This is a genomic window from Streptomyces tibetensis, from assembly GCF_040647715.1.
Lineage (GTDB): Bacteria > Actinomycetota > Actinomycetes > Streptomycetales > Streptomycetaceae > Streptomyces > Streptomyces tibetensis_A.
Genome location: NZ_JBEZCR010000003.1, coordinates 412,102 through 431,044 on the forward strand (window position 1 = coordinate 412,102; position 18,943 = coordinate 431,044).

Genomic DNA, 18,943 nt, shown 5'->3' on the forward strand with positions numbered 1-18,943 from the left:
GTTGAACACTCACCTCGCCACGGGGCGGTGTCGTAGGGCTCGGCTATGTTGCCTGCATGACTGACAGGGATCCGCTTCTGCCGGCACTCACCGGCCTGCTCGTTGACGTCGTGTGGTGGCTGGAGAGTTGCGAGGACGAGGAAGTGGATCCCGACTCCGCGGTGAAGATGATGGAGAGCCTGGGCGGGGTGCTCCTACAACTGCCTTCAGACCAACGCCAACGGCTCTTGCAGGTGCTTGTGGACCTGGCCGAAAGGGAGCAGGACCCTGAACGGCGCGAGTTCCTGGAGTCGTTCCCCTTCGCGATCGGCATGGTCGAGGACCGGGAGGGCTGAGGTGAGCCGGCGGCGACCCCGCTTCAGCCACAACTGATCACCCGCGGCCGTGGCTTGTCCATCAGCACGGGTGTCCTCCCGGCTGGGTGCCCGTCCCTCCCCCATCGGTGACCGACAGGGCCATCACCTAGCGGGAGACCCGAGGGCAGGTGGAAACTGCCGAGTCCGCCGCTCGCGGTGGGGAGGATCGCGTTCGTGCTCAGTTCGCCCACGATCAGAGTGCTCGCCGAGGAGAGATCGTGGGCCTGCGCTGGTCGCCCTCTGCATGGCGCCCCTGCTCCGGCACCGCCTACGGCAGGCGGACGCTCATGCCAAGGCGGGGGAGAGGTGGCAGGAGTCGGACTACGTCTTTGCCACCCGAACCGGCCGCCCAGTCGAGCCGCGCAACCTGTACCGCTCCTTCACCCGCGTCGCCGAGTCCGCCGGCCTCCGTGTCATCCGGCTGCACGACGCTCGCCCCGGGGCGGCCACGCCCCTCACGGCGGCCGGAGTCGCGCCCCGCGTGGTGACGGAGATCCTCGGCCGCTCCCAGATCAGCATCACCATGGACGTCTACACCCACGTCGTCCAGGACACGCAGCGCGAGGCCATGAGTCACATGGACCGGCTGCTCGGAAGACGCCGCATCCCCGAGTGACCGCCCGCGTTGATGTCAGAAGCGCATGTCAAAGGCCCCGGACCATGATCGGTCCGGGGCCTTTTGGCTGGTGCCCCCGGCACGATTCGAACCTGGACACCGCTATAGGAGAGAGGCTGGGTGATCGCGGGTCTGAGCTGCGGCTTCGGCGGCCGAGGAAGCGAGTGGCTACTCGACCGCGGGGTACCGGTGTTGACCGTGGCTGACCCCTGCATCTGGCCCGCCTGCAGCGTGCCCTGAATGAGGCTCCGACTGACGGGCTGTGACGCCCAATTGACCTACGGTTGACGCTTGGCTCGGTGGGTTAGGAAGCACTCATGAGTCTGACTGGTCAACTGGCAACGTTGCTCGGCGTGGCGTTGGGCGCCATCCTGTCGATGACGACAACCATGATCGTGGAGAAGGCACGATGGCACCGCGAGCAGTCCGTCCGGTGGGATGAGCGTCGTCTGAGCGCGTATGCCGAGTACGCCCACGTCGTGAAGGATCTCGCGCACCGTTACCGGCGGATCGCGGTCGCCAAGGGCATTGCTGTCAGTGGGGCAGCGCCGCTGGAGCCCACCGATCAGGTTCTCGCCGAAGTGGCAGAGGCCGAGGTGCAGCGCTCGGCGCTCGCTGAGACAGTGTGGCTGCTGGGGGACGCCAAGACGAACACGGCCGCTGTCAGGCTGAACCACTGCCTGTGGCATCTGGAGTGGTTGGCCCGTGAACTTCCGACAAGAGAACAGGGAGGCTGGGACCAGGCGTACAAGGATTTCCGACAGGCACGGCAGCACTTCCTGGAACTGGCTCGAACTGGTCTCGGTGTGCGAGGGGCGCGCATAGCGGAGTCAGTTCCCTGGCCACCACCTTGGAGGGGTGACCTTTCCCAAGACACCCCACGCTGACTACTGGCGCTGGCGGAGCCTCTTCTTGCCCTGGGTCTTGCCGGGATCTTGGTGAGCTGGGTTTTTGCTGCTCATGGGTTTGTGGGCGCGTGCGCCTGGTGGTCGTTGTTGGTCGTCATTGGCCACTGTGGAGGGGCCTCGGACGGCCCAGGGACGGCCCAACCAGCACCGTTATGAACGTCGCACCGAGCGCGACGGATCGGCACCTTCGGCACGGATTCGAGGAGGGGCGCCAAGGCGGCCTAGAAGGCACAGGCGTAGATCCAGCTGTCATCGGTTGCTGGTCAGGGGGTCTCCAGCTTCCCGACTGCGTCCGCCCAGGCCGGACTCTTGGCGTACTCCTTTAGCCAATCGACCATAGCTTCACAGCTCGCGATGTAGTCCTGGCCGGCACCGGTGGTCGGGAGTCGCCTTCTGTCTCGAAGCTCCTGCGAGATTGCGTGGAGATCACGCAGGGATTGAGCGATGTCATGGGGGAAGTACCGTTCACTCCAGATGAGGCGCCTCAGGACCGTCTCGCCGATCCTGCCGTAGGTGGTGTGCTCCAACACCATGCGGCTGATAGTCCAGCGGACTTGACCCCACGCTTCGAGCATCGCATTGGTCGGGTCAATGTAAGGAGCTGTCGGTCGCGCATCCCGTTCACGTCGCTCGGCAACTGTCGCGGCCGACGGTAGCGGCAGTTCGCTGGCCTGTGGCTCGGCCTGTGTCACGGCCTCCTCTACTTCAGCGCTGGCCTGCTCAACAGCTTCCGAGAACTCAGCGTCCACACCCACAGCGCTCAGTGCTTTGACTCGCCGCAGCAAGCCTCGAACCTCCTCCCTGAACCCGTACGCGACGGCAAGGATCACGGCTGGCCACACAAGCACCTTGAGGAAGTCCAGAACCAGACGGGCTATCTCCACCAGATCATCTTGGCTTCCTGGGTAAAGGTTGTAAGGCGTTTGCGCAACTTGGTCGGAAGGTGCTCGGCCCAGAGGGGGAAGAAGGCACCCCATCTTGACAAACGTGCAGGTAAGAGGCCATTATCTCCCGAATCGCTGCCAGTTCTCCGGGCTCGGTATAGCCCTCCAGTGCCGCAGATCAACTCGGGGAGCCCATGCCAGAGCGGGGTGGGGGTGGGGTGCTGACTCTCAACGTTGGTCGGTTCCGGAAGGCCCAGGGACGGCCCCAGCGGGTGATGGTGGGTAGAAAGGTCACCTGCTCTACAGTTTCGAAACAGAGAGCCCTGAGGCCTGCCGCGAAGCACTGAAGTCGGCGGAGTTTCAATGGTTAAGTCAAGCCGACAGGGCGCCGCCCGTCATTCGAGAGCGGCGCCCCGCCTGGCACAGGTTCTATCCTCAGCCTTATCAGGTCGGTCACAGGGAATCGAGGACATCGATCAATTCACGCCGAGTCTCGGTTGATCGTCCGTTGGGGTTCGGCCCCGACTGCTCATGTACGTGCCTGTTGATGTCAGCCGCTGTTGTCAAGAATGACGGCGTCCTTGACAACCGCGCTGGGAGCTGACTCAAAATTACGACCTTGATTCAAGCGCGCGAAACCCTACAAGGGGCGGGGATGATCAAGAGGCCTGGGGCGTTGGCTGTGGTCGGCGCCCTCACCGTTGTTTTAGCAAGTGGTTGTGGCGCGGGTTCGGGCGTGCCAGATCCCGGCGGCTCGTCCCCTCAGGACTGGTGCTTCGCCAGTGAATGGGTGGACAGAGCTAGCTACGTATACGCCTACTGGCAGGAGAAGCACCCGCACAGTCCTGATGAAGTCAAGCGAGCGATGGGCTATGGACAGTCCCTCATGAGGCAGTACCAACAGGATGAGCGTAGTGGCGACCTGCCCGCAGACATCGCTGACGACGCGCTGAAAGGCTGGGTCGTCCACCTGGCCCATGTCCAAGGTGACAGCTCCCAGAACGCTGCCGTGGCGCTGAGCGAAGGGGGCTTCGTCAACAGCTATCTGGACCAGGTGCACGCTGCCTGCTGAGTAGCCGACCGCCCCAGCCGCGACGTACCTCTTTTCTGGCATCAAGTGGCTGATTGCTGGGCGCGCGGCTCGGACGCCGGCCGGGCTGGAGCGGGGCGGAGACAGGAGCGCAGGCGCGGCCGGGGACCGGGCCGCGCGCGGTGAGTGGAGCGAGCCGCCTTGAACCAGTAGAGAAGTTGTAACTCAGTCTGTGGCGTGGGGGTGTCCGGTCCCGGTAGATGCTTGACACTTCGGTCCCAGATGACGGTTGACAGTGGCCGTGATCGTCCTGCGGATCGGGTAGGGGCATGGGCTACAGAGGCTGTACACGCTCCCGAACGGGAAAACTGCCGTCGTGGGAGCCTTTGCCCACTCTGGCCTTCGGGTGGGAGTGGGATGGGGCGTTTCGTCTTGTACGTAGGTCAGTGACCGCCGGTCTGTCGCCGAACGCCAGCTAGCGCCTTCCCCCAGGGATACGCCTGCGGGTTGCCCCGCTTCGGAGGGTGCGACTGGTATCCGTCCGGGCCATCGAGGACCAGAATGCCCTGTTCACGCAGAGCAGCAATCGACTGTGCCACCGCCGGCTGCGCACCCTGAGCCTGGTTGAAGTAGGGCATCGCCACGACCGGCACGCCCATGTGCACCGCTTCCGACGGGATACCGATGGCGACGGTGTCCGTGATGCCGGCCCCCCACTTGTTCAACGTGGTGCACGACATCGGCGCGACCAGCATCGCGTCGGCCTTCGGTAGGGCGTCCTTCTCCCACGGCAGCTTGTACCGCGATCGAACAGGATGCCCGGTCAGCTCGACGAGTTCCTCCATGCGTGGCTCCCACCAAGTCGCCGCGGACGGGGTCAGGATGAGGCACACGTCCCAGCCGTCGGCCTGCGCGGCGCGAACGCCGTCGTCGATGTGCTGCGTCGGGCCAGCGGCGCAGGCGATGAGGTAGAGCACTCGGGTCATGCCCGCAGTCCACAATGCTCGGCGAGCGTGCGCAAGGCCGGTCCGGGGTCCCGGGTAACGCGGACCACGTCCTTGACGAGGTTCACCGTCTCCGGACGTCCGCGCACCTCCTCGGGCGCCAGCTCGTCGGCCTGGAGCAGGGCTGCTACGGCTGCGCCGTGGCGTCGCGTCAGCAACGAGGCGCGGGCGATGGCGACCCGGTGCCCGGCCTGCCGCTCCCGGGTCATCCCCGCGAGCGCTTCGGGCCTCGCATCCTCTGCGGCTTCGAGCGCGGACCATCCGTCCTCGAAGCGGAGCAGCACGTCCATCCGGTGCAAGGTGACGTTCGTCGGCCCGAACTGGGTGTAGTCCTCGTCCAGGTCGACGCCCTGCCGCGCGGCTACGTCCCCGGCCTCGGCCACGTACTCGCCCGCCGCCGCGATGCGCCCGGGGGTCCGGTCCTGCGAGGACTCGGCGAGCGCGGCGGACAGGTACAGCATGCCGAGGGTGGACAGACCGAGCGCCCCGCGGCCGGTGAGATCGTCGGCCAGGCGCCGCCCGGCCGCCGTCGCGAACTCGACCGCCGCGGCCGGACGCTGTTGGTAGACGAGGCTCTTCGCGACCCGCCGGGCGGCCGCGCCCATCTGCACCGGATCACCGGACCGCTCGGCGGCGACCAACGCCCGGTCAGCGGCGAGCGCCGCCGGGATCGCCGTCGCCGCACCGTACTTGTGCAGGTACGAGGTGACGAGCTGGTACACGCGGGAGAGCAGCGCATGCGCCTCACCCTGCTCGCCGACGGGCGCCGTGTGCACCGCCCGCCCGGCCTCCCCGATCAGTGCGGGCAGGTCCCGGGAGAGCGCAGCGTAGTGGCAGGCCTGAAAGGCCACACAGCAGTAGTCGAGGCGACGTTGCAGAACACTGCGCGGTGGCACGTCGTCGTCGCGGTCGGAGCCGTACAGGGCGTCGATGACGCGGAGGGCGTCAGCGGGCGGGGTGCTGTCTGCCGGCTGCTGGGGCGCAGTGTCGGTCAAGAGCTGCTCCAGAGGGACGCGGAGGATCTCGGCCGCGCGCACCAGTACCGAAAGCCGCGGGTCCTGTTGGCGCTTGCCGCCTTCGACGTCCTGCACCCAGCGTTTCGTCTGGCCCATGAGGTGGCCGAAGTCCGACTGGGTGTAGCCGCGCATGGCTCGCCAGTAGGCGATGCGGCGACCGATGCCTGAAGTGTCCATCCCCGTGCCCCCGTACAAGGCACGCACTGTGCGTGCCCACCTCTGTTGTACCGCGCCCTACGGTCCCATGTGTGAGACGGACCACATGTGACAGGGGGGCGCGAGCATGAACTGCGATCACAGCTATCCGGCCTTACGGTCGATCGAGGCTGCGCCCGGCGTGTTCATCCACCCCACCGTTGACCGGCGGTTGGCCTCGGAGCACTGGCTGCTGGCAACCCTTCCGGCATCGAGCCGTGCCCGCGCCCGGCTGGAATGGGACCAGCACCAGGTGACGCTGCTGCCGCTGGGCACCCTGTTCTCCGCTGTGCGGATCCCCGGCCGCCTCCTCGTCGCCCTCACTGGTATCACCGAGGCCCTCAAGCTGGACCAGTTCCTGCGCGAAACCCTCGAAGGCGGCCCGGTCGTCTGCGATCCGCACTTCCGCCGGTACTACGCCCTGGTCCCCGCGAGTATGCCCAAGACCTGGTACCAGGCCCTCGACGACTGGCGGGCCATGGACGTGGACTGCCTGGGCCGCGGCAGCTACCTCGGCGTGCCGAGAGTGGACGCCGTGCAATGGACTCGTCCCCGCGCCACCTACTGGTCGGCGCCTTTGGACTCGCCCTCGATGCTGTGCTCGCCCGTCGAGGTCGCCCGCCTGATCGCTGCCGGACGGCACTGTATGCCGGCGGAGCCGGAGGCATGAGCGGCCGCGGTTATCCGTCCTCCGTCGACGCCTCCTGGGCAGCCGCGTTCGAGCGCATGGCGGGCCACTGCATGACCTGCCCGACGTGCACGGCCACTGACGACCGGGCCGCGAACCTTCGGCTGACATGCCCGGAAGCCGTATGGCTGAGCAGGGAATGCCGGGACGCGCGCCGCGGCGCCTGACCCGAGGAGACTCCCGCCCCGGCTCTCAACCCTTCACAGGCCGAGCGCAGGGGCGGGCTCGTCAAGCAACCGAAGAAGACCGAAGCAGAGAGGAAGAACTCTTGTTCGCTCACTCCGATCGGCTCCCCACCGGGACGCCTCTGCCCTCCGGCGCGGCAACGCCGTCCCCCTGGGGCGTGCGGCGCATGGCTCCGTATCCGGCGATGGCGTCGGGCTACGACCGCGTCGAACTCGACCGAACCACGCAGACAGCTCGCTACTTCGACGCCGACGGTCGTGTGCTGGAGATGGGGAAGCACGGCACCAGCAGTGGCACGAATCCGGCGACCAACACCGGTAACCCGTCGGACGGCTCCGGCGGCGGTGGCAGCGGCGGCGGTGACCAGGACACCGGGAACGACACCGACCAGTGAGCGATCTCGGTCCGGTGCTGGTCGTCACCAATCTGGACGACCCCACGGCCGACGTGGTGATCAGTGAGCTGCACGACCGGGGCGTCCCGGTCGTGCGGTTCGACTCGGGGGACTTCCCTCACGCCCTGTCGGTCACGGCCACGATCAGCTCGAACGGTATGGAAGGAACGCTGTCCACGCCGTCGCGGACCGCCGACCTGACACAGGTCCGGTCCCTGTACTACCGCCGGCCTTCCGGCTTCACCTTCCCGCACCTGGACGAGCAGGACGCCCGGTTCGCGGTCGCTCAGGCCCGCTACGGTCTGGGCGGAGTCCTCGCGTCGCTTCCCGGCTGCCTGTACGTCAACCACCCGCACCGCATCGGGGACGCCGAGTTCAAACCGTCCGGCCTGGCCGCCGCTGCGGCCGCGGGGTTCCGTCTCCCGCCGACGGTCATCACCTCGGACCCGGATGCCGCGCGGTCGTTCATCAAGCAGCACGCACCCGTGATCTACAAGCCTCTGTCGGCGCCGCTGTACCGCATCGACGGGGTTTCCTGCACCGTGGAGGTCGCCGAAGTGGCGACCGATGACATCGATGAGGCCGTCTCCGGCACCGCGCACCTCTTCCAGCAGCGGATCGAGAAGACCGCGGACGTACGCGTGACCGTCATCGGTGACCGGGTGTTCCCTGTCCGCATCGTCTCGGACCTGTTGGACTGGCGTACCGACTACAGCCTTCTGCGCTACTCCGTGGTCAGCCCGCCGCCCGGCATCGTCGACGCCCTGCACGCATACCTGGCCCGCTTCGGCCTCGTCTTCGGCGCTTTCGACTTCGCCATCGACCGCGAAGGGCAATGGTGGTTCCTGGAGTGCAACCCGTCTGGGCAGTGGTACTGGCTGGAACCGGAGACCGGCCTGCCGATGCTCGAGGCCATGGCCGATCTGCTGGAAAGGAAGATGCGCTGATGACCGTCATGGACTCCGCAGCCCATCGCCGTGCGCTGGCTGCTCGACTCGCCGGTGACGGCTTCCTGCGTACCCCGTCGTGGCGCTCGGCTGTCGAAACCGTGCCCCGCCACGAGTTCCTGCGTGGCGGTTTCTTCGATCAGGTCGAAGGCTCCGCACCGACCGCCTGGCGGTCCGTCCTGCCCGACACCGCCGGCTGGCTGGAGCGCTGCTATGCGGATGAGTCTCTGGTCACTCAGATCGCCGGGACGGTCGTGCCGGGCGACATCCGCGGTGAGATCCTGCGGACCCCCACGTCGTCCAGCACCATGCCGAGCCTGGTCGTGCGGATGCTGGAGGAGCTCCAGGTCGACGACGGCAACCGGGTGCTTGAGATCGGCACCGGCACCGGATACTCGACCGGGCTGCTGTGCCACCGACTCGGAGAAGAGTTGGTGACGTCGGTGGAGGTGGACGCGGAGGTGTCCAGCAGGGCGAGAGCTGCCCTGGGTTCCTGCGGCTACTTCCCCGAGTTGGTTGTCGGTGACGGCCTCGCTGGGCACAAGGACGGGGCCCCGTACGACCGGCTGGTCGCCACCTGTGGGGTGCTGGACGTGCCCTACGCCTGGATCGAGCAGACCGCACCGGGCGGAGTCATCCTGGCCACCCTGTGCGGATGGCTGTATGCCTCGGAGTTGGCCCGGCTTACTGTCGACGACGACGGGGTGGCCCGCGGCAGACTGCTCGGAGGGCAGATCTCCTTCATGCTCGCCCGGCCGCAGCTGCCGCCCCACCTCGGCATGCTCCCCGACCTCGACGACGGCGAGGAACGCGAGACCGTCACCGGCGCCGACGTGCTGAACAACTGGAGCGCACGCTTCGTCACGCAGCTCGCCGTGCCGGGCGCCCAACGGCTGACGATGGAACGGAACGGGCGCACCGAGGACGTCCTGGTCGACGTCGGCTCCGGTTCGTGGGCCGCGGTGTACGAGGACGGCGGTCGGTGGCTGGTCCGACAGGGCGGGCCGGAGGGGCTGTGGGACCGCGTGGAAGAACAGCTCGGCCGCTGGTACGCCGCCGGTGCACCGGAGCTGGAGGAGTTCACTGTCACCGTTACCCCGGAGGGACAGACGGTTCGCTGGTAGCCGGAGCGAGGGAGAGCTTTCGACCGTCTGGTTGATGTCAGACGTAGATGTCAAAGGCCCCGGACCAAGATCGGTCCGGGGCCTCTTGGCTGGTGCCCCCGGCAGGATTGACCTGCGACACCCGCTTTAGGAGTTTTCTCTGATCAAGGTCGTGGCCTGGGGGGATCATCACCCCGTTCACGGGGCCCCAGTTGCCGTGCTGGTCGCGGTTGGGGGGTGCGCCAGGATCCGTGTTCGACAACGCCAAGTCGTGCGTTCTTGAGAACGGACAGGATCTTGTCCGCGGACAGAGGGGTGGGCACCTTCGCTTCACCTTCACCCGGTGCGTCAGGGGCGGTCGGCCGTGCCCGGGGGCGCCGGACCGGTCCCTCGAGGACGAAGGGCACTTCGCTGCCGGCGGAGGGCCGTCCTGACAGCGGCCGGAGTCTAACGGCTTCCCTGCGGCTTACTCACCTCGTCGGATCTGCTGCCAGGAGGGCCAAAAACAGGAGATGGCAGGACGAAGGTCCACAAGGCCGAGTACGTTCGACTCGGCCCGCTGGCTGCCGGACGGCATCGGGGTTACGCCGGCCGTCTCTCGCCCTCGCGACAGGAGTCGTTGCCCCATGACCTACCGGTTCAACCCGCCGCCCACCTGGCCCGCCCCGCCGGAGGGGTGGAGCCCGCCACCGGGCTGGGAACCGGATCCCGCATGGCCCACACCCCCAGGCTGGCAGATCTGGATCCCGGAAGGGGCCGCGCCGCAGCCGAGCGCACCCGTTCCTCAGCAGTCCCCCTACGGTCCCCAGGCGACGGTCCCGGCCACAGGTGGGGGTCTGTTCGGCCGGCGCCGTAAGCAAGCGGAGTCCGAGGCGGCGCGTCTGGCGGGCGAGCTGGCGCTGATGGAAACACAGGTACGCGGACTACAGGAAGACAACCGTCACCTGACGGAGCAATTGAGTCGTCTCATCGGAGCCGACAGCGCTCAGATAGCCGCCGAGCAGCAGCGACTGCGCCGCGCGCATGAGGAGAAGCTCCAAGAGATCGGACGGATCGACGCTCTCCTCGACGAGAAGATAGAGCACGCCGCCGAGAGCGCCGCGCAGTCCCTGGTTGACGTGCGCCGCCAAGCCGACGACATGGCTCGCCAGACGGCGGAGGCCGAACAGCGTCTCACGGCCGCGCGCCGGGATCTGGTGCTCACTGATGAGACGCGGATGCTGCAAGAGGCCGGCATTTACGAGTACCGCCATCCGCTCGCCGACGCGCTCGCCTACAAGGACCGGCTCGACAGTCTCAAGGCCCGCTACAAGCAGTTGGCGAGGGACGATCGGGCAGTGCTCGGCAACCAGTACTGGATGGTGGACGGCTCAGCTGCCAAGGGCCGCAAGATGGTCCGTGACTTCTCCAAGCTGATGCTGCGCGCGTACAACGCCGAGGCGGACAACGCAGTGCGCGGCATGAAGCCGCACCGGCTTGACTCGTTGATCGACCGGCTCGGCAAGACGCGGGAGTCGATCGCCCGGCTCGGCGCCACCATGCAGATCCGCATCGGCGATGACTACCACCAGCTGCGGGTCCAGGAGTTGGAACTGACGGCGGACTACCTGGTGAGGAAGGAGACCGAGCGGGAGGAGCAGCGAGAGCTTCGAGCCCAGCAGCGCGAGGAGGAGCGCATGCAGCGCGAGATCGAGCGCGAGCGGCAGCGGCTGGAGAAGGAACGCAGCCACTACGAGGGCGCCCTGCGCCGCCTGCGCTCCGGCACCGGCGATGAGGCCGCCATCGCCGAACTCGAAGGAAAACTTGTTGAGTTGGGCGCCGAACTGGAGGCGGTCGAGGCCCGCGAGGCCAACATCCGGGCCGGATACGTCTACGTCATCTCCAACGTCGGAGCGTTCGGCGAACGCATGGTCAAGATCGGTATGACCCGGCGCCTCGATCCCATGGACCGCGTCATCGAACTCGGGGACGCGTCCGTCCCCTTCCGTTTCGACGTACACGCCCTGATCTTCAGTGAGGACGCCGTCGGCCTGGAACGCCGCCTGCACCAGGAGTTCGAGTCCCGCCGCGTCAACCGGGTGAACCTACGCCGGGAGTTCTTCTACGTCACACCGGCAGACGTACGCGCCGCCCTGCAGCGGCTCGCCGGACAGCACCTCCTGGAGTTCCAGGACACGCCCGAGGCTCCTGAATGGAGGGCCAGCCAGACCGCTGCCGGGCGGTGACGGGCTCGACTCAGTCAACCTCGTCGGGTGTGTCCAGACGGCAGGCGGCGCCATCCAGACTGATCCAGGTGACCTTGGAGGTACTGCCGGCAAAGGCCTGTCGATGGCGTCGCGCAATCTCGGAGCAGCCGGTAGACGCAGAGTGACCTGTGGCGGATTGGGGCGGATGTGGTGGTTGCCCTTAAGTGGTTGCCGGGCGGCGAGCCCTCTGCCGGATGATGTGGCACGCCTATGGCACGGGGCGGGAAACGAAGAAGGGCCAGCCTGGGAGGAAACCCCTCCTGAGCTGGCCCTTATCTCTGTGCCCCCGGCAGGATTCGAACCTGCGACACCCGCTTTAGGAGAGCGGTGCTCTATCCCCTGAGCTACGAAGGCAGTGGCAGTGGACGCAAGCAGCGACGTGCCCTGTGGTCTGGGAGGACCACAGGCGTCAGCGTACCGGATGCGGGTCGGGTGGGTGTGGGGGCCAGGATGCGGGGCGAGCGGTGAGCGGCGCGGGGGAGACGGCGGGGCGCGCGGGGAAGACGGCGGGTGGGCGGGCAGCGGCCGATCCGGTGACTGGTCAGAAGCCGGACCGGTGGCTGGTCAGGAGTCGGTCAGAAGCCGGTCAGGGGACCGTCAGAGGGCTGGTCAGGGAAGCTGGTCGGGGTCGGGCAGGGCCCGGTCAGGGGGCGGTCAGGATGTCGGGATCCGGGTGAAGCGGGACGCTGTGTGGAGGTCTGTTTGGATGCGGGTGGCTGTGGTCGTCAGTTCCGGGAGGAGGTCCCTCACGCACTCCTTGAGGGTGTGGCGGCTCGCGTGCATCGCCGTGTTGAGGGCCGCCACCACCCTTCCCGACCGGTCGCGGATCGGGACCGCCAGGGAGCGGAGGCCCTCTTCCAGTTCCTCGTCCACCAGGGCGTAGCCCTGCGAGCGGACCGAGGTCAGGGTCCGCTCCAGCGTCTCGTTGTCCGTGATCGTGTGCGGGGTGAGAGCCCGCAGGCCCCCGGAACGCGGAACGCGAGCGGGCGCGTCCGCCAGCAGGACCCTGCCCAGTGCCGTCGCGTAGGCCGGCAGGCGGGTGCCCACCGTGATGTTCACGCTCATCACCCTGGCCGTCGCCACCCTCGCCGTGTACTGGATCTCCTCGCCGGAGTCCGACAGCACCGCCAGTGACGTCGATTCGTGGATGCGGGACGTCAGATCGGCCAGGTGGGGCTGGGCGATCTCCGGCAGGGACGTACGGGACAGGGGCGGGAAGCCGAGGGAGAGGACCCGGGGAGTCAGGGTGAAAGTGCGGCCCGTCGTGGCCACCAGGCCCAGGTGGTCGTAGGTGATCAGGGCGCGGCGGGCCGTCGCCCGGGCCAGGCCCGTAGCCCGGGCCACCTCCGTGAGGGTCGGTTCCGGCCTGTCCTCGCCGAAGACCGTGAGGACCGTCAGGCCACGCGCCAGGGATTCGATGAACTCGCGGCCCAGTTGCTGCTTGGACGCCCCCGTCCAGCGCGCCAGGTCCGATGGGGGAGGGCCGGGCTCAGGGGGTGGGGTGTTCTGGAGTTCCCGTTCCATGGCCCGGACCGCGGACCGCAGTCTCGGGAGCAGCGTCGTACGCAGGTGGTGTGCGGTGTGGCGGCTGGTGTGGCTGACCACGCTCGCCACGCACGCGATCCTGCCGGTTGCGCCGTCCGTTCCCGGGGCTCGGACCGGCACCGAGACCGCCACCAGGCCCGGCTCGATGAGCTGGTCGTCCAGGGACCAGTCGTTCGCCGACGCCTCCTGCGTGCGGCGTGCAAAGGTCTCGTCGTCCCGCTCGTCCGCCCCGTACCTGCGCGGCGGTACGGCCGTGAAGGACAGGTCTCTCGGATCCGCCGCCCTGCGGTGCCGCCAGCGTTGCCAGTCCGTGGCCGTCCACTCCGTCGCGAACAGCGGGCCGGGCGCGGTGCGTTCGGCGGGGAGCAGGTCGCCGATGCGGAAGCTGAGGGACATCGCGCGCCGGCGGGTCGCCTGGTGGATGAAGCGGATGCCGTCGAGGTCGGCGACCGCGAGCGAGACCGACTCGTCCAGTTCGTCGGCCAGGGCGTCCGCGTGCGGGGCGAGCAGGGCGGGCAGGCGCAGGGCCGACATGTAGGCGTTGCCCAGTTCCATCAGGCGGGGGGACAGGTGGACGTCCCTGCCGTCGAAGCGGACGTAGCCCATGCGGGCGAGCGTGGCCGTGATGCGGTCGACCGTGGAGCGGGCGAGGCCGGTGGCGCGTTCCAGCCCGCTCAGGCTCAGCGTGCCGCCCGCCTCGGTCAGTTCCCGCAGTACCGCGATGCCGCGGATGAGAGGGGTGACCGCCTCCTCGGGTACGCCCCTCTGCCCCGACTCGTCGGCCGTCGGAGCGGCACCCTCCTGGGACTCGGGCATGGGCTTCGCTGGCATCGGCTCTCCGTACTGCGCTCGCGACGGTCGCGGCAAGCCCACCGTAATCCGAGTGATCCGACTGATCCGAGTAATCCGAGAGGGCAACATCCGGCAGCCGGCGGCAGCAACCGGCAGCCCGCGGGCCCCCGGGAGCAGCCGGCCGCCTGGCGCCCCGGCCCAGCACCCCCGCCTGTCCCGGGAGCAGCCGGCCGCCTGGCGCCCCGGCCCAGCACCCCCCGCCCCCTACTCCCTCGTCACCCGCACCCGATACCCCCCTTCCGCCCTTGCCCGTCCTCCCGCCCCCACCCCCGCCACTCCCGGCTCCACCCCCGTCACCTCGATCGTGATGCCCCGGCCCGCGTCGCGGAACGTCTCGCCGGGGGTGAACGTCGCGTCCGACAGTTCCGCGTGGACGTTCGGCGCGCGCGTGCAGCCGCCGCTGTTGCGGCGGGAGTCGGTGACGGTGACCGGGCCCATGCCCGTGTCCACCTCCGCGTCGACCTTGTAGATCAGGACGCCCGGCCGGCACACCGCCTCGTCGTTGCCGGCGTGGGTGCGCAGTTCGACGGCGTAGCCGGTGCGGGCGTCGAGGGGGACGAAGACCAGCTTGGAGCCACCGGCCCGGGCCAGCGGCGTCAGGGTGTACTCCGTGGTGCCGGGGGACGCCGCGCAGTGGACCTGGGCGGCGTCGAGCCAGCCCAGCTTCCACTTGTGCCAGCCGAGGAAGTCGTTGTTGGCGCCCCAGTCCTCGCTCATGATGTCCCAGTGGCCGACCGCGCCCCCGCCCTCCGCGGTGTACAGGTCGGGGAGGCCGAAGACATGGCCGTTCTCGTGGGGGAGGACGCGGTAGCCGGTGCGGTCGTAGGAGCCGGAGCCGTCGTCCTGGCGGGAGTAGACGAAGGACGCGTTGGCCACGGGTATGCCGTCGGCCACCGGGGCGTCCGGGTTGCCGGCGAAGGTGACGGACAGGACCGTGTCCAGGGCGGAGGGGCCGGCGTTGGGGCTCACCAGGACGTTCAGCAGGTCGTACGCGCGGAAGTCCACCTCCGGGTCGGCGACTTCGACGAGGTCCTGGACCAGGGCGCGGTAGCCGGGCTCGAACGGGGCCCCGCGCTCTATGCCGTACTCCCGGAAGGACTTCGGCATCCGCAGCCAGCCGGGTATGGGCGTCTCGGGGCGGTAGTCGAGGCGGCCGTAGGAGCTGGTGCGGAACCACTCGCTGGTCTGCGGGAAGAACTCGCGGAAGCGGTCCTGGGCGTCACCCTCGCCCGGGGCGTCGGAGAAGTCGACCATCAGGGTGAGGGCGCGGACGATGCCCGTGGAGCGGGTGTAGCCGGTGGCGGTGGGGATGCCCTCGGACATCTGGACCCCGCGCGCGCCGCGGATCATGCAGGGGCCGTGAGCGGGGGTGTGGGAGAGGACGATCGGGCCTGCTCCCGCCGTACTGGAGCCCGGGACGAGCCGGCCCGTGCCGGCCGAGGTGCTGACGGTGAAGGTCAGGGCGCTCACACAGGCCAGGGCGGCCAGCCGGCGCCGGGGTATCCGGCGGCGGGGCGGGCCCGTGCCGCCCGGGCGGGGGCGCCGGGGCGGCGGCTGTATGCAAGGGACCTGCAAGGGACCTCCCGCGCCACGGCAGCCTCCCGTCTCCGGCTGCACCCTTCCGATCACCCTGCGTCGCGGGGTGGGGGGACGCGCGCTGGAAGAGACCGATCGTGGGTTTCCCGTCAGTAGCGGTCGGGGGCGCAGCAGGGCGGTTTGTGAGCCAGGTCACAAATAATTTCGGCGGCAGCGGGAAATACCGGGGACCTACTCCCCGTTTAGCCATGTGTCCGACCGAAACGGGGACCCGCTCCCCGGATCGGAGCACCAGTCACTTTCCCTCACGAGGAGTACGCCGTGCAGACCGCCAGCCCCGAAGCGCGCAAGGTGCCCCGGCCCCGCGCCGACGCCCTGCGCAACCGGGAGCGGATCGTCACCGCCGCCCGGGAGATGTTCGTCGAGCACGGCCCCGAGGTGCCGCTCGACGAGATCGCCCGCCGGGCCGGCGTCGGCAATGCCACGGTGTACCGCAACTTCCCGGACCGCGACGCACTCGTCCGCGAGGTCGTCTGCTCCGTCATGGACCGTACGGCCGCCGCAGCCGAGGTCGCGCTCACCGAGACCGGCGACGCGTTCGAGGCGCTGGAGCGCTTCGTGCACGCCGCCGCCGACGAGCGGATCAGCGCGTTGTGCCCGATGGTCTCCAGCACGTTCGACCAGCACCACCCGGACCTGGAGGCCGCACGTGAACGAGTCGAGCGGCAGGTCGCGGAGGTCATGGACCGCGCGAGGTCGGCCGGGCAGCTCCGGTCCGACGTGGACGTGGGGGACGTCATGATCGCCGTGGCCCAGCTCAGCCGGCCCCCGGCCGGTACGGACTGCTTCCGGGCCGACCGTTTCGTCCACCGCCATCTTCAGCTGTTCCTGGACGGGCTGCGGGCTCCCGCCCGCTCGGTCCTGCCGGGTACGGCCGTGACCCTGGAGGATCTGCGCCGGCCCTGACCGATCAGCACGCCCGGATCCGTCCGACCCGACCCGAGCCACATCGCCTCGGCCCGATCGTCTCGGTCCGATCGCTTCAACCCGATGAGTTCAGGCGGCCCCACCCGTCTGAACCCTGACCGACAGTCCCTGCGGCCGTCCGGAGGGCGAGCCGTCACCCTTTTTCCGTCACGAAGTCCCGAAGTGGGTATCCCCATGTCTGAAACAGCCTCCAAAACCCTCGCCGCACCGGCCAGAGAGCCGGATGCCGGCCGCTGGAAAGCGCTCGTCTTCATCGCGCTCGCCCAGCTGATGGTCGTCCTGGACGCCACCATCGTGAACATCGCCCTGCCCTCCGCCCAGCAGGACCTGGGCATCTCCGACGGCAACCGGCAGTGGGTCGTCACGGCCTACGCCCTCGCCTTCGGCGGTCTGCTCCTGTTCGGCGGCCGGATAGCCGACCTGTGGGGCCGCAAGAAGGCCTTCGTCGTCGGCCTGGGCGGCTTCGCCGCGGCATCCGCGCTCGGCGGCGCGGCCACCAACGAGGCGATGATGTTCGGCGCCCGCGCCCTCCAGGGCGTCTTCGGCGCCCTGCTCGCGCCCGCCGCGCTCTCCCTGCTGGCCGTGATGTTCACCGACGCCAAGGAGCGCGCCAAGGCGTTCGGCATCTACGGCGCGATCGCCGGTGGCGGCGGCGCCGTCGGCCTGATCCTGGGCGGCTTCCTCACCGAATACCTGGACTGGCGCTGGACGTTCTTCGTGAACATCCCGTTCGCCATCGTCGCCGCGGCCGGCGCCTACTTCGTCATCCGTGAGCCGGAGGGCGGCCGCAACCGCTCCCCGCTCGACATCCCCGGCGTGATCCTGTCCACCCTCGGCCTGGTCGCCCTCGTCTACGGCTTCACCCGCGCCGAGTCGAACGGCTGGAGCGACTCCCTCACCATCGGCATGTTCGTCGCCTCGGCCGTGCTGCTGCTCTCCTTCGTGCTCGTCGAGTCCAAGGTCAAGGCCCCGCTGCTGCCGCTGCGCGTGGTCACCGAGCGCAACCGCGGCGGGATCTACCTCTCGCTCGGTCTCGCGATCATCGCGATGTTCGGCCTGTTCCTCTTCCTGACCTACTACCTGCAGATCGTGAAGGGCTACTCGCCGGTCAAGACCGGGTTCGCCTTCCTGCCGATGATCGCGGGCATGATCACGGGCTCCACCCAGATCGGCACCCGCCTGATGACCCGGGTCGCACCGCGCCTGCTGATGGGCCCCGGCTTCCTGGTCGCCGCACTCGGCATGCTGCTGCTGACCCAGCTGGAGATCGGCTCCTCGTACGCGGCCCTGCTGCTGCCGGCGATGCTGCTGCTCGGCCTCGGTATGGGTACGGCGTTCATGCCGGCCATGTCGCTGGCCACCCAGGGCGTCGAGCCGCGGGACGCCGGTGTCGCCTCCGCGATGGTCAACACCTCGCAGCAGGTGGGCGGCGCGATCGGCACGGCCCTGCTGAACACCATCGCCGCCTCGGCGACCACGGCGTACGTCGCCGACCACATCGCCGGGGCGACCAGCCGGTCCCAGCAGCAGCTGGTCCAGCTGGAGGCCATGGTGCAGGGCTACACCAGCGCCATCTGGTTCGCCGTCGGCATCCTCGTGGTGGCCGCCGCGATCGCCCTGACGTTCGTCAACGCCGGCCGCCCGGGCGGTACGCCGGTGGCGTCGTCCTCCGGGGAGGGCGCGGCGGACGAGGTGCAGATCCCGGTGGTCGCCCACTGACGCCGGCGCACCACACCCCGGCGGTCACGCGCCACGCCCCGGCGGTCGCGCACCGCACCCCTTCGGGCCATCCGTAGGTGCGAGGAAGGGGACGCCTCGCACCTACGGAATCCAGGACCTGCCCCGGCTTCGCGGCTCAGCGGAGCCAGGGCAGGTCCGCACCCGCTTCGGCCGGCTGGAGTCCCTCGGCGATGATCCGCATGATCTCGCCGAGGGACTTCTGCTGTTCCGGCGAGAGCCGGTCGAACACGGCCTGGCGCACGGCCTCGACGTGCCCGGGCGCGGTCTGCCGAAGCACCTGGAGGCCCTCGTCGGTGAGGACGGCGAACTGGCCCCGCTTGTCGTCGGGGCAGTCCTCCCGGCGTACCCAGCCGTTCTTCTCCAGGCGCGCGATGGCGTGCGAGAGGCGGGAGCGGGTGATCTTCGCCAGCATCGCCAGCTCGGTCATCCGCAGCCTGCGCCGCGGCGCCTCGGCGAGCTTGACCAGAAGGCCGTAATAGACGTGCGGCATGCCCGCGTCGCGCTGGAGCTGGCGGTCGAGATGGTCGTCGAGGAGGGTGGCGCCCTCCATGAACCAGCGCCAGACGCGCTGCTCCTCGTCGGTGAGCCAGCGCGGTTCCTGGGGTGGGGCGGTCGAGCCGGTTGTCGGTGCGGATGCGGGTGCCTTCATGCGTTCCACTCTACGTGGCCCCTCCTTGAACTTTAAACAAATGGCCCGTACAGTTTTGTCA

Annotated in this window: 17 protein-coding genes, 2 tRNA genes and 1 pseudogene; 11 read left to right on the top strand and 9 right to left on the bottom strand. The window is 68.9% G+C overall.

Annotation, left to right across the window (positions count from 1 at the left end; genetic code table 11):
* The first annotated feature begins 56 nt into the window (after nucleotides 1-56).
* From AB0B29_RS10550 to AB0B29_RS10560, 3 genes and pseudogenes are all read left to right on the top strand, one after another.
* Nucleotides 57-335: a hypothetical protein gene (locus AB0B29_RS10550; protein WP_362236701.1), complete on the top strand. Its 279-nt coding sequence runs from the start codon at nucleotides 57-59 to the stop codon at nucleotides 333-335.
* Nucleotides 336-582: 247 nt separating this feature from the next.
* Nucleotides 583-972 (top strand): annotated as a pseudogene (locus AB0B29_RS10555) (tyrosine-type recombinase/integrase); the annotation flags it as partial.
* A gap of 317 nt (nucleotides 973-1,289) precedes the next feature.
* Complete coding sequence (locus AB0B29_RS10560) at nucleotides 1,290-1,859, top strand: hypothetical protein (protein WP_362236704.1); 570 nt, start codon at nucleotides 1,290-1,292, stop codon at nucleotides 1,857-1,859.
* Nucleotides 1,860-2,143: 284 nt separating this feature from the next.
* On the opposite strand, the gene AB0B29_RS10565 is transcribed toward AB0B29_RS10560, so the two are convergent.
* Nucleotides 2,144-2,764 (bottom strand): hypothetical protein, encoded by a 621-nt coding sequence (locus AB0B29_RS10565; protein WP_362236707.1) that lies wholly within the window; start codon nucleotides 2,762-2,764, stop codon nucleotides 2,144-2,146.
* 619 nt (nucleotides 2,765-3,383) lie between these two features.
* Between AB0B29_RS10565 and AB0B29_RS10570 the strand changes: the two genes are divergently transcribed.
* Entirely contained in the window at nucleotides 3,384-3,836 is a 453-nt protein-coding gene (locus AB0B29_RS10570) for a hypothetical protein (RefSeq protein ID WP_362236710.1), read from the top strand.
* Nucleotides 3,837-4,237: 401 nt separating this feature from the next.
* On the opposite strand, the gene AB0B29_RS10575 is transcribed toward AB0B29_RS10570, so the two are convergent.
* Together AB0B29_RS10575 and AB0B29_RS10580 are read right to left on the bottom strand one after the other, a co-directional pair.
* On the bottom strand, nucleotides 4,238-4,780 hold the full coding sequence (locus tag AB0B29_RS10575) for a flavoprotein (protein WP_362236713.1): 543 nt from the start codon (nucleotides 4,778-4,780) through the stop codon (nucleotides 4,238-4,240).
* Nucleotides 4,777-5,991 (bottom strand): DNA-binding protein, encoded by a 1,215-nt coding sequence (locus AB0B29_RS10580; RefSeq protein ID WP_362236716.1) that lies wholly within the window; start codon nucleotides 5,989-5,991, stop codon nucleotides 4,777-4,779. The genes AB0B29_RS10575 and AB0B29_RS10580 overlap by 4 nt, the downstream gene beginning before the upstream one ends.
* Nucleotides 5,992-6,097: 106 nt before the next feature.
* Between AB0B29_RS10580 and AB0B29_RS10585 the strand changes: the two genes are divergently transcribed.
* The 4 genes from AB0B29_RS10585 to tgmC all read left to right on the top strand — a co-directional run bounded on the left by AB0B29_RS10585 (nucleotide 6,098) and on the right by tgmC (nucleotide 9,348).
* The gene (locus AB0B29_RS10585) at nucleotides 6,098-6,679 is read left to right on the top strand and encodes a hypothetical protein (RefSeq protein ID WP_362236719.1); all 582 of its coding nucleotides are present in this window, start codon (nucleotides 6,098-6,100) and stop codon (nucleotides 6,677-6,679) included.
* Between the two features lie 286 nt (nucleotides 6,680-6,965).
* A complete protein-coding gene (gene tgmA, locus AB0B29_RS10590; RefSeq protein ID WP_344466189.1) occupies nucleotides 6,966-7,277 on the top strand; it encodes a putative ATP-grasp-modified RiPP in 312 nt (103 codons plus the stop codon).
* A complete protein-coding gene (gene tgmB / locus AB0B29_RS10595; RefSeq protein ID WP_362236722.1) occupies nucleotides 7,274-8,224 on the top strand; it encodes an ATP-grasp ribosomal peptide maturase in 951 nt (316 codons plus the stop codon). The genes tgmA and tgmB overlap by 4 nt, the downstream gene beginning before the upstream one ends.
* Entirely contained in the window at nucleotides 8,224-9,348 is a 1,125-nt protein-coding gene (tgmC, locus tag AB0B29_RS10600) for an ATP-grasp peptide maturase system methyltransferase (protein WP_362236724.1), read from the top strand. The genes tgmB and tgmC overlap by 1 nt, the downstream gene beginning before the upstream one ends.
* 90 nt (nucleotides 9,349-9,438) lie before the next feature.
* Here the strand turns inward: tgmC and AB0B29_RS10605 are convergent.
* Nucleotides 9,439-9,535, bottom strand: a tRNA-OTHER gene (locus AB0B29_RS10605).
* Nucleotides 9,536-10,250: 715 nt separating this feature from the next.
* The gene (locus tag AB0B29_RS10610; protein WP_362236726.1) at nucleotides 10,251-10,553 is read right to left on the bottom strand and encodes a hypothetical protein; all 303 of its coding nucleotides are present in this window, start codon (nucleotides 10,551-10,553) and stop codon (nucleotides 10,251-10,253) included.
* On the opposite strand from AB0B29_RS10610, the gene AB0B29_RS10615 reads away from it, so the two are divergent.
* Nucleotides 10,545-11,552: a DUF4041 domain-containing protein gene (locus AB0B29_RS10615; protein ID WP_230299590.1), complete on the top strand. Its 1,008-nt coding sequence runs from the start codon at nucleotides 10,545-10,547 to the stop codon at nucleotides 11,550-11,552. The two genes, AB0B29_RS10610 and AB0B29_RS10615, sit on opposite strands and share 9 nt — an antisense overlap.
* Nucleotides 11,553-11,854: 302 nt before the next feature.
* Here the strand turns inward: AB0B29_RS10615 and AB0B29_RS10620 are convergent.
* The 3 genes from AB0B29_RS10620 to AB0B29_RS10630 form a co-directional block, all read right to left on the bottom strand.
* Nucleotides 11,855-11,927: transfer RNA gene (locus AB0B29_RS10620), tRNA-Arg, on the bottom strand.
* Nucleotides 11,928-12,227: 300 nt separating this feature from the next.
* Nucleotides 12,228-13,949 carry an IclR family transcriptional regulator domain-containing protein gene (locus AB0B29_RS10625; RefSeq protein WP_436845820.1) on the bottom strand — a complete coding sequence of 574 codons (1,722 nt, stop codon included), beginning with the start codon at nucleotides 13,947-13,949 and terminating at the stop codon, nucleotides 12,228-12,230.
* Nucleotides 13,950-14,174: 225 nt separating this feature from the next.
* Nucleotides 14,175-15,530 carry a M6 family metalloprotease domain-containing protein gene (locus AB0B29_RS10630; protein WP_436845831.1) on the bottom strand — a complete coding sequence of 452 codons (1,356 nt, stop codon included), beginning with the start codon at nucleotides 15,528-15,530 and terminating at the stop codon, nucleotides 14,175-14,177.
* Nucleotides 15,531-15,827: 297 nt separating this feature from the next.
* On the opposite strand from AB0B29_RS10630, the gene AB0B29_RS10635 reads away from it, so the two are divergent.
* Together AB0B29_RS10635 and AB0B29_RS10640 are read left to right on the top strand one after the other, a co-directional pair.
* Nucleotides 15,828-16,472, top strand: a complete 645-nt coding sequence (locus tag AB0B29_RS10635) for a TetR/AcrR family transcriptional regulator (RefSeq protein WP_362236732.1) — start codon at nucleotides 15,828-15,830, stop codon at nucleotides 16,470-16,472.
* A 195-nt stretch (nucleotides 16,473-16,667) separates the two neighbouring features.
* Complete coding sequence (locus tag AB0B29_RS10640) at nucleotides 16,668-18,212, top strand: MFS transporter (protein WP_362236735.1); 1,545 nt, start codon at nucleotides 16,668-16,670, stop codon at nucleotides 18,210-18,212.
* A gap of 136 nt (nucleotides 18,213-18,348) precedes the next feature.
* Here the strand turns inward: AB0B29_RS10640 and AB0B29_RS10645 are convergent, their stop codons facing one another.
* The gene (locus AB0B29_RS10645; RefSeq protein ID WP_362236738.1) at nucleotides 18,349-18,882 is read right to left on the bottom strand and encodes a MarR family winged helix-turn-helix transcriptional regulator; all 534 of its coding nucleotides are present in this window, start codon (nucleotides 18,880-18,882) and stop codon (nucleotides 18,349-18,351) included.
* Nucleotides 18,883-18,943: the final 61 nt, after the last annotated feature.